Source organism: Rhizobium sp. N122 (assembly GCF_002211295.1).
Taxonomy (GTDB): domain Bacteria; phylum Pseudomonadota; class Alphaproteobacteria; order Rhizobiales; family Rhizobiaceae; genus Rhizobium.
This window is the reverse complement of sequence record NZ_LOKU01000002.1, coordinates 109,704-124,212: the sequence shown is the minus strand read 5'-3', so window position 1 is coordinate 124,212 and position 14,509 is coordinate 109,704. Positions and strand designations below refer to the sequence as shown.

Sequence of the window (14,509 nt, the reverse complement as noted above, 5' to 3'; positions counted from 1 at the left end):
CCACCAAATAATAGCGCAAGCTTGGTCCGGGACCGTGAATGAAGCTGCCTTGCTCATGCTTCATTTTCTGCAGAACTTGGACTACACGTTCACATCCACGGGCTCACGCGGGGGGAAAAAGAAACTTTATGACGACCAGACAGTCCAGCTACTCGTACGACGAACTCATCGCCTGCGCACATGGCGAGCTGTTCGGCCCCGGCAATGCGCAGCTTCCCCTGCCGCCCATGCTGATGGTTCACCGCATCACCGATATTTCAGAAACGGGCGGGACCTTCGACAAGGGTTACCTCAGGGCCGAATACGACGTGCGCCCCGACGATTGGTATTTTCCCTGCCATTTCGAAGGCAACCCGATCATGCCGGGCTGCCTCGGCCTTGACGGCATGTGGCAGCTGACCGGCTTCTTCCTGGGCTGGCTCGGCGAGGAAGGCCGCGGCATGGCGCTGTCGACAGGCGAAGTGAAATTCAAGGGCATGGTCCGCCCGCATACGAAGCTGATCGAATATGGCATCGACTTCAAGCGTGTCATGCGCGGCCGTCTGGTCCTCGGCACGGCCGACGGCTGGCTGAAGGCGGACGGCGAGACCATATACCAGGCGGCCGACCTTCGTGTCGGTCTCTCGAAAGACAAGACGGCCTGAACCGCATCTGAAGCGGCTCACGAAACAAAAAAGGTTTGATCAGATGAGACGGGTAGTTGTCACGGGTCTGGGTATCGTGTCCTCGATCGGAAACGACGCCGCCGAAGTCACCGAATCCTTGCGGCAGGCAAAGTCGGGTATCTCCTTCTCCAGCGATTTCGCAGAACACGGCTTCAAATGCCAGGTTTGGGGCAGCCCCAAGCTCGGCGCCGCGGAGCTGGCCGAACTGGTGGATCGCCGCGCCATGCGCTTCCTGTCGCAGGGCGGCGCCTGGAACCATGTCGCCATGAAGCAGGCACTTGCCGATTCCGGCCTGGACGAGAAGGACTACGCTCAGAACGAGCGCGCCGGTATCATCATGGGCTCCGGCGGCCCGTCCACCCGCACCCTGATCGAGGCGGCCGACATCACCGTCAAGAACAACAGCCCGAAGCGCATTGGCCCCTTTGCCGTGCCGAAGGCAATGTCATCGACAGCATCGGCCACACTCGCAACCTGGTTCAAGATCCACGGCGTAAATTATTCGATCTCGTCTGCCTGCTCGACATCGGCGCATTGCATCGGCAACGCCGCCGAGATGATCCAGTGGGGCAAGCAGGACGTGATGTTTGCCGGCGGCCACGAAGATCTCGACTGGACGATGTCCAATCTCTTCGACGCTATGGGTGCCATGTCCTCCAAGTACAACGATACGCCCGACAGCGCCTCGCGCGCCTATGACGTCAACCGCGACGGCTTCGTCATCGCCGGCGGCGCCGGCGTGCTGGTGCTCGAGGAGCTGGAGCGCGCCAAGGCCCGCGGCGCCAAGATCTACGCCGAAATCGTCGGCTACGGCGCAACCTCGGATGGTTACGACATGGTTGCCCCCTCGGGCGAGGGCGCCATCCGCTGCATGCGCCAGGCGCTTGCATCAGTCAAAGGCGACGTCGATTACGTCAACACCCACGGCACCTCGACGCCGGTCGGCGACAGCAAGGAAATCGGCGCTATCCGCGAGGTATTCGGCGCCAAGATCCCGCATATCCAGTCGACCAAGTCGCTGACCGGCCATTCGCTCGGTGCGGCCGGCGTGCAGGAATCGATCTATTCGCTGCTGATGATGCAGCAAGGCTTCATCGGCGAAAGCGCCCATATCACCGAACTCGACCCCGAATTCGAAGGCGTGCCGATCGTGCGCAAGCGTATCGACAATGCGAAGATCGATATCGCCCTCTCCAACTCCTTCGGCTTCGGCGGGACGAACGCCACGCTCGTCTTCCAGCGCTATAACGGATAATAATATGACTGGAATCATGCAGGGTAAGCGCGGCCTCATTATGGGCGTCGCAAACAACCACTCGATCGCCTGGGGAATTTCAAAAGCTCTTGCCGCACAGGGTGCGGAACTCGCCTTCACCTATCAGGGCGATGCGCTCGGCAAGCGCGTCAAGCCGCTTGCCGCCGAAGTCGGCTCGGATTTCGTGCTGCCCTGCGACGTCGAGGACATCGCCTCGGTCGATGCCTTGATCGACGCGATCGAACAGCGCTGGGGCAAGCTGGATTTCATCGTCCATGCCATCGGTTTTTCCGACAAGAACGAGCTGAAGGGTCTCTACGCCGATACGACGCGCGAGAATTTCAGCCGCACCATGGTCATTTCCTGTTTCTCCTTCACCGAGATCGCCAAGCGCTGCGCGCCGTTGATGGAAGACGGCGGTGCGATGCTGACCTTGACCTATAACGGTTCGACGCGCGTCATCCCGAACTACAACGTCATGGGCGTCGCCAAGGCAGCGCTCGAGGCTTCGGTGCGTTATCTCGCCGCCGATTACGGCCCGCGCGGCATCCGTGTCAACGCCATATCGGCCGGCCCGATCCGCACGCTTGCCGGCGCCGGCATCTCGGATGCGCGCGCCATCCTCTCCTGGAACCAGCGCAATGCGCCGCTGCGCAAGACCGTGACCATCGATCAGGTCGGCAACTCGGCTCTCTATCTGCTTTCGGATCTTTCCGCCGGCGTCACCGGCGAAATCCACTTCGTCGACGCCGGCTTCAACGTCACTTCCATGCCGACGCTGGACACGCTGCGCCGGGCAGACGTGGAGTAGACGCCGCTCATTGAAATTCAAAGGCCGTGCGCAGAGCCTGCGCGCGGCCTTTTTGTTTTCACGATGGGGAAATCGCTTCGAAGCCCGTTGAGCCTTATTTCTTCGCCCAAAGCACCTTGAAGCGGGCGTTGCGGCAGGTTTCGCCGCTTTCCCTGAAATTCGCCGCCAGGACCGCCTCGTAGGGCAGGCCGCGATTGGCGACCAGCATCAGGCGGCCGCCGCCGCGAAGCGCGGATGCGGCGGTCTTGATCATTGCCTGGCCGAGCGCCGGATCGGCTGCGTGCCCTTCGTGGAAGGGCGGGTTCATGATGACGAGATCGTATTTGTCCTTGACCGGCTCGCCCGCCAGATCGTGCCAGAAGAAGCGCGCAGGCGCGTTCGGGCAGTTCTCCGCCAGATTATCCCGCGCGGCCTCGAGAGCCGCGTGATCGGCCTCGTAGAGGTCGAGACGCGTCAGCCCGCGCGACCTCTGTGCCAGCTCGACGGAGAGATAACCCCAGCCGGCGCCGAAATCGGCGACGTCACCGGTAAAATCCTGCGGCAGGCGCGAGGCGAGCAGTTCCGATCCGGCATCGATCCGGTCATGCGAGAACATGCCGGCGGTGGCATTGAAACGGCCGTCGACGCGCACCGGCGTCTTTGCCAGCCTGGAGACGATCTCGTCGGCATCGGCAGGACGGCCGAACCAGAAGGCGACGCCGTGATATTTCGGCATATGGTCGATAGCGAGGCCGAAGCCTTCGAGGCGCTTGCGCAGCGGCTGAATGCCGTCTTCCTTGGCGCCGGCAACGACGATCAGGCCGCCCATCCGCGTGCGGGCGATGGCCGCGGCGAGATTGGCCTCGTTCTCGCCCTTGTGCTTCGTGCAAAGCACCAGGGCGGCATCGTAGTCTTCGCCGTCGATCTCGGGTTTGGCGTCGATCCGCTGGGCCAGCAGCTGCCGGTAGAGCGGCCGGAAGCCCTGGACGGCGCTGAGCGAGGCGGCGAAATCGTCGGGCAGCGCAAAGCCCGCCTCGGCGCCGAGGAAGAGCACACGCTCGCCCTCGCCGGGCGCCTGGACTGTGCCGCTGGCAAAGGGATGGAACAGGGTCTTCAGCGTCTCGCGGCTCATGGGTCTCGTCTCGTTAAAAGCAGGTCGCGCAAAAATGTGTGAGCGGTTTTGCGGCCACGACATGCGCAAAACCGGGATACAAAAAGGGCGCGGAAGATTCCCGCGCCCGGAATGAAATCTGGGAGACGCGGCTTATTCGGCCGCTTCTTCCTTCTTCTTCTCGTTCGGGATCTCCTGGCCGGTGGCCTGGTCGACGACCTTCATCGACAGGCGAACCTTGCCGCGTTCGTCGAAGCCGAGCAGCTTGACCCAGACCTTGTCGCCTTCCTTGACGACGTCCTGCGTCTTGGCAACACGCTCGGAAGCCAGCTGCGAGATGTGGACGAGGCCGTCGCGGGCGCCGAAGAAGTTGACGAAGGCGCCGAAGTCGGCGGTCTTGACGACCGTACCTTCGTAGATCTGGCCGATCTCAGGCTCGGCGACGATCGAGTGGATCCACTTGCGGGCCGCTTCGATTTCCTTGCCTGAGGAGGAGGCGATCTTGACGGTGCCGTCGTCTTCGATGTTGATCTTCGCGCCGGTCTTTTCGACGATTTCGCGGATGACCTTGCCGCCGGAGCCGATCACTTCGCGGATCTTGTCGACCGGGATGTTCATAACTTCGATGCGCGGAGCGAATTCGCCGAGCTGGCCGCGGCTTTCGGTGATGGCCTTGGCCATTTCGCCGAGAATGTGGGCGCGACCGCCCTGAGCCTGGCCAAGGGCGACCTTCATGATCTCTTCGGTGATCCCGGCGATCTTGATGTCCATCTGCAGCGAGGTGATGCCGTCGGCGGTGCCTGCAACCTTGAAGTCCATGTCGCCGAGGTGGTCTTCGTCACCGAGAATGTCGGAGAGGACGGCGAAGCGATCGCCTTCCAGGATCAGACCCATGGCGATACCGGCAACGGGCTTGGCCAGCGGAACGCCGGCATCCATCAGAGCCAGCGAAGTGCCGCAGACGGTCGCCATCGAGGACGAGCCGTTCGACTCGGTGATCTCGGAGACGACGCGCAGCGTGTAGGGGAACTGCTCCGGCGTCGGCAGCATCGGGCGGATGGCGCGCCATGCGAGCTTGCCGTGGCCGATTTCGCGGCGGCCCGGGGAGCCCATACGGCCGGTTTCGCCAACCGAGTAGGGAGGGAAGTTGTAGTGGAGCAGGAAGCGCTCCTTGTACATGCCCGTCAGGCTGTCGACATACTGTTCGTCTTCGCCGGTGCCGAGCGTGGCAACGACGATCGCCTGCGTTTCACCGCGGGTGAACAGCGCCGAACCATGGGTGCGCGGCAGAAGGCCGACTTCCGAAACGATCGGACGGACGGTTTCGAGGTCGCGGCCGTCGATGCGGCTCTTGGTGTCGAGGATATTCCAGCGGACGATTTTCGCCTGCAGGTGCTTGAAGATCGCGCCGACTTCCTCGGCGGTGTAGCGGGCTTCGCCTTCCTCGGGGAGGAAGTGTGCCTTCACCTTCGCCTTGACGGCGTCGACGGCGGCGTAGCGGTCAGCCTTCTGAGTGATCTTGTAGGCTTGGCGAAGTTCAGCTTCGGCAAGGCCGAGCATCTCGGTTTCGAGAGCGGAATAGTCTTCCGGCTGGAAGTCGCGCGGCTCCTTGGCGGCCACTTCGGCGAGCTTGATGATCGCGTCGAGAACCGGCTGGAAGCCCTTGTGGCCGAACATGACGGCGCCGAGCATGACTTCTTCGTTGAGTTCCTTGGCTTCGGATTCAACCATCAGCACGGCGTCGTAGGTGCCGGCGACGACGAGATCGAGGCTCGATTCGTCCATCTCGTCGAGATGCGGGTTGAGAACATATTCGCCGTTGATGTAGCCGACGCGCGCACCGCCGACCGGGCCCATGAACGGAACGCCGGAGAGCGTCAGCGCTGCAGATGCAGCAACCATCGACAAGACGTCGGGATCGTTTTCAAGATCGTGCTGGACGACGGTGACGACGACCTGCGTGTCGTTCTTGTAGCCCTCCGGGAACAGTGGGCGGATCGGGCGGTCGATCAGGCGGGAAACCAGCGTTTCCTTTTCAGACGGACGACCTTCGCGCTTGAAGTAGCCGCCGGGGATCTTGCCGGCTGCATAGGTCTTTTCCTGGTAGTTGACGGTGAGCGGAAAGAAGTCCTGGCCGGGCTTCGGCGCCTTGGCCGAAACGACGGTGGCGAGAACGACGGTTTCACCATAGGTGGCGAGAACGGCGCCGTCGGCCTGACGGGCGATCTTGCCGGTTTCGAGCTTCAGCGGGCGGCCGGCCCACTCGATTTCGACTGTGTGTGTATCAAACATGACTTGTCCTTCAATGCGGGAGCACGCGCCATCGCCGATATCAGGCGCAACGCACAGTCGACCGCAAACAATGTGACGTATCACGGGCAAGACAACGGGAGGCTTTTCATCCTTGGTTTCCTCGATAATCCGAGGGTCCCTGGGAAAACCAGGCCAAAGCCTCGAGAAGCCTTGGCCGAAAGCATCCGGCAATCCTGCCCCATGACAGGTCAACGGTTGGTTTGGCAGAACCGGCCCATCCGGGTCCGCCGGTCGTTCCACCGCTTGGAGATAGGGCGCGGCTGGAACATTTCATCGGGAAACATGTCCCGAAACAGGATCCGGCGGGCGCTCGGAAAGCGCCCGCCGGACAAACTTAGCGGCGGATACCCAGGCTGGAAATCAGCTTGGAATAACGGCCTTCATCCTTCTTCTTGAGATAATCAAGAAGCGAGCGGCGGCTCGAAACCATCGTCAACAGGCCACGGCGGGAATGGTTATCCTTCTTGTGGTCCTTGAAGTGTTCGGTCAGGTTGTTGATGCGTTCGGTCAGGATCGCGACCTGGACTTCCGGAGAACCGGTATCGCCTTCAACGGTTGCGTATTCCTTGATCAGCGCAGACTTGCGCTCAGCAGTGATCGACATCGGGTGATCCTTTCTAAGAGAGGAGATAAAGGTCGCCAAAAGCCGGGATGCCGTCCAGCTTTGGCCGTGAATGCGAGCAGGCGAACCTGACGCTGGCGCTGCCTATAAACCAAATAAGCAGCGATGGAAAGAGGGGAGCGCCCGCAGCGGTTTCAGCGGCCCGCCATCGCCGCCCGGATCATCGCATTGTAACCCTCGGGATCCTGCAGCATGGCGAAATGACTCGCATTCTGCAGGATCACGAGTTTGGCGCCGGGAATCTCACGTGCCATCATTTCCGTATGGTCCAGCTTGACGGCTTCATCGTGATCGCCGATCGCAAGCGTGAATGGAACCGATATCTTCGCAAGCTCGGCGGCTGTCCAGGCCGGCTGAGCGGCCCACATCTCGCGCATCTGCGTGAAGAAGGCTTGGTATTCGGTCGGCGTCGGCGAAAGCTTCCTGTATTGATCGCCGGCAACTTCGATGTAGTGGCTGAAGGTCTTGTTCTCCAAGACGTCGTCCTTCACGCCGCCCGTCGTGACGTTGGCCGCCTGGGCGATGACGCGGGTCAGTTTCTCCGGATGTTTCATCGCCATGTCGATGCCGATAATGCCACCGTCCGACCAGCCCACAAGCGTCACCTTGTCGATTTTCAGATAGTCGAGTAGGGCGACGTAATCCGAAGTCATCAGATCGTAGCCGAAAGGCTGCGCGCTGTGTGTCGAACGGCCGTGACCGCGGCTGTCGGCGACGATGACCCGATGATCCCTCGCGAAGTCCGCCACCTGATGGCCCCAGACGCCGGCATTTCCAAGACCGCCATGGATGAAGAGGATCGGATCGCCTTCGCCAAATTCGGCGTAATACATCTTGATGTCATTCACATCGGCCATGCCGCTGGTCTTCGACGCCGGCATCGAGGGAAAGGGCGGAAGCTCGGCCCAGCGTTCGGCGGCTTGCGCGCCGGCAACGATCAGGAACAGCGAAAAGAACGTCAGCATTCCCGCAATTCTGCGCATGGTTTTCCCCCCGGGCCGCCATGGCCCGACGAGAAGATATCGCATCCTTACCGGCTGACAATCGTCATCGCCGTCACGACCGGACAGGTTCAGGCAAAAACCCGCTTCGGGCGAAACTCGCCCTGGCCGATCTCACCGATCGCGATCAGTCTGCCGCGGGCCGTCGCATAGGCTTCGCTTTCGGCAATCGGCGCATCGCGGCCGCGCACGAGGATCGGATTGCCCATCTTCAGCCGGTGCGCCTGGTCGTCGTTGATGACGAGATGGGGCAGGGCCGATAGCGCCTCGCAGGTGTCGATCAGCAGCGCATCGAGGGCTGCAAGCCGCTCGTCCATATCTTCGATCGCCTCAAGCGCCACGAGGTCGGCGAGCGGCACCATCGCCTCTTCCGAAAAGGGCGCGACAAAGGTGCGGCGCAGCCCCGACACATGGCCGTAGCAGCCGAGCTCCCGGCCGAAATCGCGGGCGAGCGCCCTGACATAGGTGCCCTTGCCGCATTCGACTTCGAAATGCGCGCTGTTGGCATCCGGGCAGGCGAGCAAGGTCAGCCGGAAGATATCGACTTCGCGCGAGGGGATTTCGACGGTTTCGCCTTCGCGCGCCAGATCATAGGCGCGTTCGCCCGATATCTTGATCGCCGAAAACTGCGGCGGCACCTGGCTGATGGTGCCGATATAGCCGGGCAGAATATCGCGGATCTGCTGTTCGCTGGGGCGTTTGTCCGAGCTTGCGGTCACTTCGCCCTCGAGATCGTCCGTCGCCCGCTCTTCGCCCCAGCTGACCGTGAATTCATAGATCTTGCGGCCGTCCATCACATAGGGAACGGTCTTCGTCGCATCGCCGAGCGCGATCGGCAGCATACCGGAGGCGAGCGGATCCAGCGTGCCGGCATGACCGGCCTTCTGCGCCTTGTAGAGCCACTTGATCTTGGAAACGGCTTCGGTCGAGCCGAAATCCACCGGCTTGTCGAGGATCAGCCAGCCGGAAATCGGCCGGCCTTTGGGTTTGCGTGGTTTGGACATGCGTCTCTTCTGTTTATTGTTCGTCTTTATCGCCGTCGAGATCGCGGCTCACCTCGGGCGAGCGCAGCAGCTCGTCGATTTTCTTGTAATTGTCGAAGCTGGTATCGTCGCGGAAGCGCACCTCCGGCATGTATTTCATCTGCCGAAGCTGCTGCCCGAGCCGGCCGCGGATATATTTCGCATGACGGTTCAACGCCTCGATGACGACGCTGTGGTCGGAAACGCCGAGCGGTGTCACGTAAGCCGTGGCGATCTTGAGATCCGGCGACATGCGCACTTCCGAGATCGAGATCACGGTCGCTTCGATGACGTCGTCGCGCACTTCGCCCCGCTGCAATACCTGGGTGATCGCGGCGCGAACCTGTTCGCCAACGCGCAGCATGCGCTGCGAAGGCGCGGAAGAAGTTGCTCTGGTCATTGTTATCTCTATTTGCCGATGCGGCTGGGAATCGAACCCGTCAAAGGAGAGCGTCCATGACTCTTTTGGCAGAAAAGGTCAAGTCGGCGGATACCCGAAAGCCATCCGCCGGGCTGGCGAATGGCTTTCGGAAAGCCGATGCTGCGCTTAAAGCGCGCCGCGGTTTAGAGCGTGCGCGTGATATGCTCGACGCGGAAGCACTCGATGACGTCGCCGGCGCGCATATCCTCGTAATTTTCGAAGGCCATGCCGCATTCCTGGCCCATCGGCACTTCGGAGACTTCGTCCTTGAAGCGCTTGAGGGTCTTGAGCTTGCCTTCGTGAACGACCACGTCGTTGCGGATGAGGCGGACGCCCGCACCGCGTTCGACCTTGCCTTCGACGACACGGCAGCCCGCGACCTTGCCGACCTTGGTGATGTTGAACACCTCGAGGATTTCGGCATTGCCGATGAAGGTTTCGCGCCGTTCCGGAGACAAGAGGCCCGACATCGCTGCCTTCACGTCATCCACCAGGTCGTAGATGATGTTGTAGTAGCGGATTTCGAGGCCTTCGCGCTCGGCGAACTGGCGTGCCTGCGTATTGGCACGAACGTTGAAACCGATGATGGCCGCGTTCGACGCTTCGGCGAGCGAGATATCCGACTCGGTGATGCCGCCGGCGCCCGAATGGACGATACGGGCGCGGACCTCGTCGGTACCGAGCTTCTCCAGTGCGCCGGCAATGGCTTCGATCGAGCCCTGCACGTCGCCCTTGATAACAAGCGGGAACTCCTTGATGCCGGCGCTCTGGCGCTGCATCATCATCTGTTCCAGCGAGCCGCGCTGTCCCGACTGGCGGGCAGCCGCCTTGTCGCGGGCCAGACGCTGACGGTATTCCGAGATTTCGCGGGCGCGGCTTTCGCTTTCGACAACGGCGAACTTGTCGCCCGCCTGCGGCGTTCCGGAAAGACCGAGAACCTCGACCGGGGTCGCGGGACCGGCTTCCTTCACATGGTCGCCCTTGTCGGTGACCAGCGCGCGCACGCGACCCCAGACGTCGCCGGCGACGATGATCTGGCCCGGACGCAGCGTACCCTTCTGAACGAGCACGGTCGCGACCGAACCACGGCCACGATCGAGCTGGGCTTCGATGACGGTACCTTCGGCAGTCCGGTTCGGGTTGGCCTTGAGATCGAGAATTTCCGCCTGCAGCAGGATCGCCTCGAGCAGCTTGTCGAGGTTCTTGCCGGTTTTGGCCGAAACTTCGACGTCGAGCACTTCACCGCCCATGGATTCCACGAAAACTTCGTGCTGCAGCAGCTGGTTGCGGACCTTCTGCGGATCGGCCTCGTGCTTGTCGACCTTGTTGATCGCCACGATGATCGGAACACCGGCCGCCTTGGCATGGTTGATCGATTCGATCGTCTGCGGCATCACGCTATCGTCGGCCGCGACGACCAGGATCGCGATGTCGGTCGCCTGCGCACCGCGGGCACGCATGGCCGTGAAGGCGGCGTGGCCGGGGGTGTCGATGAAGGTGATCTTCTGGCCGCTCTGCTCCACCTGATAGGCGCCGATATGCTGGGTGATGCCGCCGGCTTCGCCGGAGACGACGTTGGCATGGCGGATGGCGTCGAGCAGCGAGGTCTTGCCGTGGTCGACATGGCCCATGATGGTGACGACAGGCGGGCGCGAAACCAGTTCGACATCCTCGTCCGACACGTTGAAGATGCCGAGTTCGACGTCGGATTCCGACACGCGCCGGACCGTATGGCCGAATTCGCCGGCGATGAGTTCGGCGAGATCGGCGTCGATGACGTCGCCCGGCTTCATCATCTGGCCTTCCTTCATCAGGTACTTGATGACGTCGACGGCGCGTTCGGACATGCGCTGCGACAGTTCCTGAATGGTGATGGTCTCCGGCAGAACCACCTCGCGGGAGATCTTCTCGCGGGTTTCCTGCATCTGACCGCGGCGGAATTTCTCCTGCCGGCGGCGCATCGCCGAGAGCGAACGGCCGCGGGCATTGTCCTCGCCGTCGACATTGGCGGTGGAGATCGTCAGCTTGCCGCGACGGCGCTCTTCATCCGTCTTCGGGCGTGTGGTGACCGGCTTTGCCGGTTCCGGGCGAACGACGCGGCCACGGACCGGGCCGCCGCGCGCGGCACCGCCACGATCGTCGTCTTCCTTTTCGTCGCGGCGGCCGCGAACGGCGCCGGGAGCAGCTGCGCCTGCTGCCGGACGGGCAGCGCCAGGCGCTCCAGCCGCATCGGGCCGGCGCGCGGCAGGCGCCGACGATGCTGGCTGCGGCCGCGGAGCGTCGGCGCGTGCTTCGGCCGGAGCCGGTGCTGCGACTGCCGGTTCAGCAACGGCGGCCGGCGCCTCAGCCTGGCGGATGGCCTCTTCGGCGGCCCTGCGGGCAGCTTCTTCGGCTTCGGCTGCCTTGCGGATAACCTCTTCGGCGGCACGGCGCTTTTCGTCCTCGGCGCGGCGGATCGCATCCTGGGCGTCACGCGCTTGGGCGTCGGCAAGCGCACGCCGGCGCGCGTCCATTTCCTCAGGCGACAGATGGTTCAGCACCACCGGGCGCGGACGATCGTTCTGGCGCGGCGCCTGGTGGGACTGCTGCGGCCGCTGGTTCGCCTGGCTGTTGTTGTTGCCCTGCTGGATCCGCGGTGCCGGTGCGGCCTGCTGCGGACGCGCCTGCACGGGTGCGGGCGCCGGTTCGGCGGCACGCACGGGAGCCACCGGAGCCACAGGTGTGATCGGCTTTTCGTCTTCCGGGCGCATCGGGCGCCGCTTACGGGTCTCGACGACGACCGCCTTGGTGCGGCCCCGACCCATATCCTGGCGAACGGTGCCCTGGCTCATCCCCGATGGTTTCAGGGTAAGCGTCTTTTTGCCCGTCACGCTGATTGTCTTGTCGTCGTTACTATCGGTCATTCGTTCCCGTTCCTTCGGACAGGGAGCGATGACTAGATCAGACCCTGTCGTTCAATACTTGTCGATCAATGAGAATGCGACCGGCCAATGCCGGTGACCGCCTCATTGTTTTTGCCGGCCAGCGCCGCCCGCTGCCCGGGACTGACCGCCAATACGGTACTGTTCGAGCATCTTTGCGCGCTTCACTACACCCTCACCCGCCTGCCCTGCAAGCACTGCGGCATGGATAAAAGCATTCTGGCCCATCAGGCCTTCCATTTCGCTCTCCGAGAAGAGACGGAAGGAAGGTATCTCCTCCTCGGTCTCCATTCCGAGGTGCCAGGCCTTGCGGGCCTGGTCGATTTTCCGGACGCCGTCATCGGCTGCATCGGTCGCGTGGAACACCGCAAGGGCTGCCCCGCTTCTGACCGCGGCATCCACTTTCGAGGAGCCGCTGACGAACTGGCCGGCTTTCCGCGCCATGTTCATCATCTGCATCAATTGCGCCGCCAGCAGCCGGTCGACGCTTGCGCCGAGATCGTCTGCCGCCTTCACATCCATTTTCAGCGCGCGGGCGAAGAGTTTCCTCGCCACGGCCCTGTCGACCAGCGAGCGGTCGATCTTCACCCAGCATCCGCGTCCCGGCAGCTCGCGCTTCAGGTCGGCGACAACAGTTCCATCGGGAGCGGCAACGAAGCGGATCAGCTCTTCTGGCGATCCGCTTTCGCGCGTCACGATGCACATGCGTCCGTTCACGTCATAACCTGCAAGATCGTCGTCCTCGTCAGGGAGAGCGTCCGGCTCATGCGCGGTCATCATGCTTCTTGTTCGGCTTCGGCTTCGGCGACCTCTTCTTCGGTCCCCTTCGCCAGGTCCTCTTCGGTGATCCAGCCGGCCGACAGGCGGGCCTGGACGATCATCTGCTCGGCCTCGACGCGCGAGACGTCGAACTTCGAGAACAGGCCTTCGAACTTCTTCGTTTCGCCGTTCTTGCGTTCCGTCCAGCCGACGAGATCGTCAGCGGCGCAACCGGCAAAATCCTCGATCGTCTTGATGCCGTCTTCGCCGAGCGCCACCATCATCTGGGCGGTCATGCCGTCGATTTCGCGCAGCTCGTCCTGAACGCCGAGCGCCTTGCGCTTCTCGTCCATCTCGGCTTCGAGACGCTCGAGGAATTCGCGGGCGCGCTGCTGGATTTCCTGCGCCGTCTCTTCGTCGAAACCGTCGATCGAGGAGATTTCGTCGAGATCGACATAGGCCAGTTCCTCGACGGCGGCAAAGCCTTCGGAGGCCAGAACCTGGCCGACCATTTCGTCGACGTCGAGCGAATCCATGAACAGGTTGGTGCGTTCGTTGAATTCCTTCTGGCGGCGTTCCGATTCCTCGGCCTCCGTCATGATGTCGATATCCCAGCCGGTCAGCTGCGACGCCAGGCGGACGTTCTGGCCGCGGCGGCCGATCGCAAGCGACAGCTGCTCGTCGGGAACGACGACTTCGATGCGCTCGGCATCCTCGTCGAGAACGACCTTGGCGACTTCGGCCGGCTGCAGGGCGTTGACGACGAAGGTCGCCGGGTCCTGGCTCCAGGGAATGATGTCGATCTTCTCGCCCTGAAGCTCGCCGACGACGGCCTGAACGCGCGAACCGCGCATACCGACGCAGGCGCCAACCGGATCGATCGAACTATCGTTCGAGATCACGGCGATCTTGGCGCGCGAGCCCGGATCGCGGGCGACCGACTTCACCTGGATGATGCCGTCGTAGATTTCAGGCACTTCCATGGTGAACAGCTTCACCATGAACTGCGGATGCGTGCGCGACAGGAAGATCTGCGGGCCGCGCTGTTCGCGACGGACGTCGTAGACATAGGCGCGGACGCGATCGCCATAGCGCACGTTCTCGCGCGGGATCATTTCGTCGCGGCGGATGATGCCTTCGCCACGGCCGAGATCGACGATGACATTGCCGTATTCGACGCGCTTGACCGTGCCGTTGACGATTTCGCCGACGCGATCCTTGAATTCGTCGAACTGGCGGTCGCGCTCGGCTTCACGCACCTTCTGCACGATCACCTGCTTGGCGGACTGTGCGGCGATGCGGCCGAAATCCATCGGCGGCAGCGGGTCGGCGATGAAATCGCCGAGTGCGGCGTCCGGGTTGCGGTCGCGGGCAAGCTCCAGCGGGATCTGCGTCGAATAATCCTCGGCCTTGTCGACGACTTCGAGCAGGCGCTGCAGACGGATTTCGCCGGTCTTCGGATTGATATCGGCCCGGATGTTGGACTCGGTGCCGTAACGGGAGCGTGCCGCCTTCTGGATGGCATCGGCCATTGCGGCCAGCACGATCTCGCGGTCGATGACCTTTTCGCGCGCCACTGCATCTGCGATCTGCAGAAGTTCGAGCCGGTTCGCACTGACTGCCATTGTC

The 14,509-nt window shown here is 62.6% G+C and carries 12 protein-coding genes; 3 read left to right on the top strand and 9 right to left on the bottom strand.

The genetic code is table 11. The features are described 5' to 3' along the window. Positions 1-128: 128 nt before the first annotated feature. Genes fabA through fabI form a run of 3 tightly spaced genes read left to right on the top strand, consistent with a single transcriptional unit; the run spans position 129 to position 2,731 of the window. Entirely contained in the window at positions 129-644 is a 516-nt protein-coding gene (fabA, locus tag ATY75_RS02445; RefSeq protein ID WP_064835656.1) for a 3-hydroxyacyl-[acyl-carrier-protein] dehydratase FabA, read from the top strand. Positions 645-687: 43 nt separating this feature from the next. Next, positions 688-1,920, top strand: a complete 1,233-nt coding sequence (fabB, locus tag ATY75_RS02440) for a beta-ketoacyl-ACP synthase I (RefSeq protein WP_088936332.1) — start codon at positions 688-690, stop codon at positions 1,918-1,920. A 4-nt stretch (positions 1,921-1,924) separates the two neighbouring features. Continuing rightward, on the top strand, positions 1,925-2,731 hold the full coding sequence (gene fabI, locus ATY75_RS02435) for an enoyl-ACP reductase FabI (protein ID WP_088936331.1): 807 nt from the start codon (positions 1,925-1,927) through the stop codon (positions 2,729-2,731). Between the two features lie 94 nt (positions 2,732-2,825). Here fabI and ATY75_RS02430 read toward each other — a convergent pair whose 3' ends face one another. From ATY75_RS02430 to nusA, 9 genes are all read right to left on the bottom strand, one after another. Next, complete coding sequence (locus ATY75_RS02430) at positions 2,826-3,842, bottom strand: class I SAM-dependent methyltransferase (protein ID WP_088936330.1); 1,017 nt, start codon at positions 3,840-3,842, stop codon at positions 2,826-2,828. A gap of 132 nt (positions 3,843-3,974) precedes the next feature. Then, positions 3,975-6,113, bottom strand: a complete 2,139-nt coding sequence (pnp, locus tag ATY75_RS02425) for a polyribonucleotide nucleotidyltransferase (protein WP_064835668.1) — start codon at positions 6,111-6,113, stop codon at positions 3,975-3,977. 355 nt (positions 6,114-6,468) lie between these two features. After that, positions 6,469-6,738 carry a 30S ribosomal protein S15 gene (rpsO, locus tag ATY75_RS02420; RefSeq protein ID WP_003571238.1) on the bottom strand — a complete coding sequence of 90 codons (270 nt, stop codon included), beginning with the start codon at positions 6,736-6,738 and terminating at the stop codon, positions 6,469-6,471. Positions 6,739-6,890: 152 nt separating this feature from the next. Next, positions 6,891-7,739, bottom strand: coding sequence for an alpha/beta hydrolase (locus ATY75_RS02415; RefSeq protein WP_088936329.1), 849 nt, complete (start codon positions 7,737-7,739; stop codon positions 6,891-6,893). Positions 7,740-7,828: 89 nt separating this feature from the next. Then, positions 7,829-8,761, bottom strand: a complete 933-nt coding sequence (gene truB, locus ATY75_RS02410; RefSeq protein ID WP_088936328.1) for a tRNA pseudouridine(55) synthase TruB — start codon at positions 8,759-8,761, stop codon at positions 7,829-7,831. Between the two features lie 13 nt (positions 8,762-8,774). Continuing rightward, the gene (gene rbfA, locus ATY75_RS02405) at positions 8,775-9,179 is read right to left on the bottom strand and encodes a 30S ribosome-binding factor RbfA (protein ID WP_064835674.1); all 405 of its coding nucleotides are present in this window, start codon (positions 9,177-9,179) and stop codon (positions 8,775-8,777) included. Between the two features lie 164 nt (positions 9,180-9,343). Beyond that, complete coding sequence (gene infB, locus ATY75_RS02400; protein WP_088936327.1) at positions 9,344-12,103, bottom strand: translation initiation factor IF-2; 2,760 nt, start codon at positions 12,101-12,103, stop codon at positions 9,344-9,346. A 102-nt stretch (positions 12,104-12,205) separates the two neighbouring features. After that, the gene (locus ATY75_RS02395; RefSeq protein WP_190241302.1) at positions 12,206-12,901 is read right to left on the bottom strand and encodes an RNA-binding protein; all 696 of its coding nucleotides are present in this window, start codon (positions 12,899-12,901) and stop codon (positions 12,206-12,208) included. Continuing rightward, on the bottom strand, positions 12,898-14,505 hold the full coding sequence (gene nusA / locus ATY75_RS02390) for a transcription termination factor NusA (protein WP_088936326.1): 1,608 nt from the start codon (positions 14,503-14,505) through the stop codon (positions 12,898-12,900). Before nusA ends, ATY75_RS02395 begins: the two co-directional genes overlap by 4 nt. Positions 14,506-14,509: the final 4 nt, after the last annotated feature.

Excerpts from the sequence above, each read along its gene's own strand:
- ATY75_RS02415 (WP_088936329.1), bottom strand. The coding sequence starts at position 7,739 with ATGCGCAGAATTGCGGGAATGCTGACGTTCTTTTCGCTGTTCCTGATC.
- rpsO (WP_003571238.1), bottom strand. The coding sequence starts at position 6,738 with ATGTCGATCACTGCTGAGCGCAAGTCTGCGCTGATCAAGGAATACGCA.
- truB (WP_088936328.1), bottom strand. The coding sequence starts at position 8,761 with ATGTCCAAACCACGCAAACCCAAAGGCCGGCCGATTTCCGGCTGGCTG.
- fabB (WP_088936332.1), top strand. The coding sequence starts at position 688 with ATGAGACGGGTAGTTGTCACGGGTCTGGGTATCGTGTCCTCGATCGGA.
- nusA (WP_088936326.1), bottom strand. The coding sequence starts at position 14,505 with ATGGCAGTCAGTGCGAACCGGCTCGAACTTCTGCAGATCGCAGATGCA.
- fabA (WP_064835656.1), top strand. The coding sequence starts at position 129 with ATGACGACCAGACAGTCCAGCTACTCGTACGACGAACTCATCGCCTGC.
- pnp (WP_064835668.1), bottom strand. The coding sequence starts at position 6,113 with ATGTTTGATACACACACAGTCGAAATCGAGTGGGCCGGCCGCCCGCTG.
- ATY75_RS02430 (WP_088936330.1), bottom strand. The coding sequence starts at position 3,842 with ATGAGCCGCGAGACGCTGAAGACCCTGTTCCATCCCTTTGCCAGCGGC.
- fabI (WP_088936331.1), top strand. The coding sequence starts at position 1,925 with ATGACTGGAATCATGCAGGGTAAGCGCGGCCTCATTATGGGCGTCGCA.
- rbfA (WP_064835674.1), bottom strand. The coding sequence starts at position 9,179 with ATGACCAGAGCAACTTCTTCCGCGCCTTCGCAGCGCATGCTGCGCGTT.
- ATY75_RS02395 (WP_190241302.1), bottom strand. The coding sequence starts at position 12,901 with ATGATGACCGCGCATGAGCCGGACGCTCTCCCTGACGAGGACGACGAT.
- infB (WP_088936327.1), bottom strand. The coding sequence starts at position 12,103 with ATGACCGATAGTAACGACGACAAGACAATCAGCGTGACGGGCAAAAAG.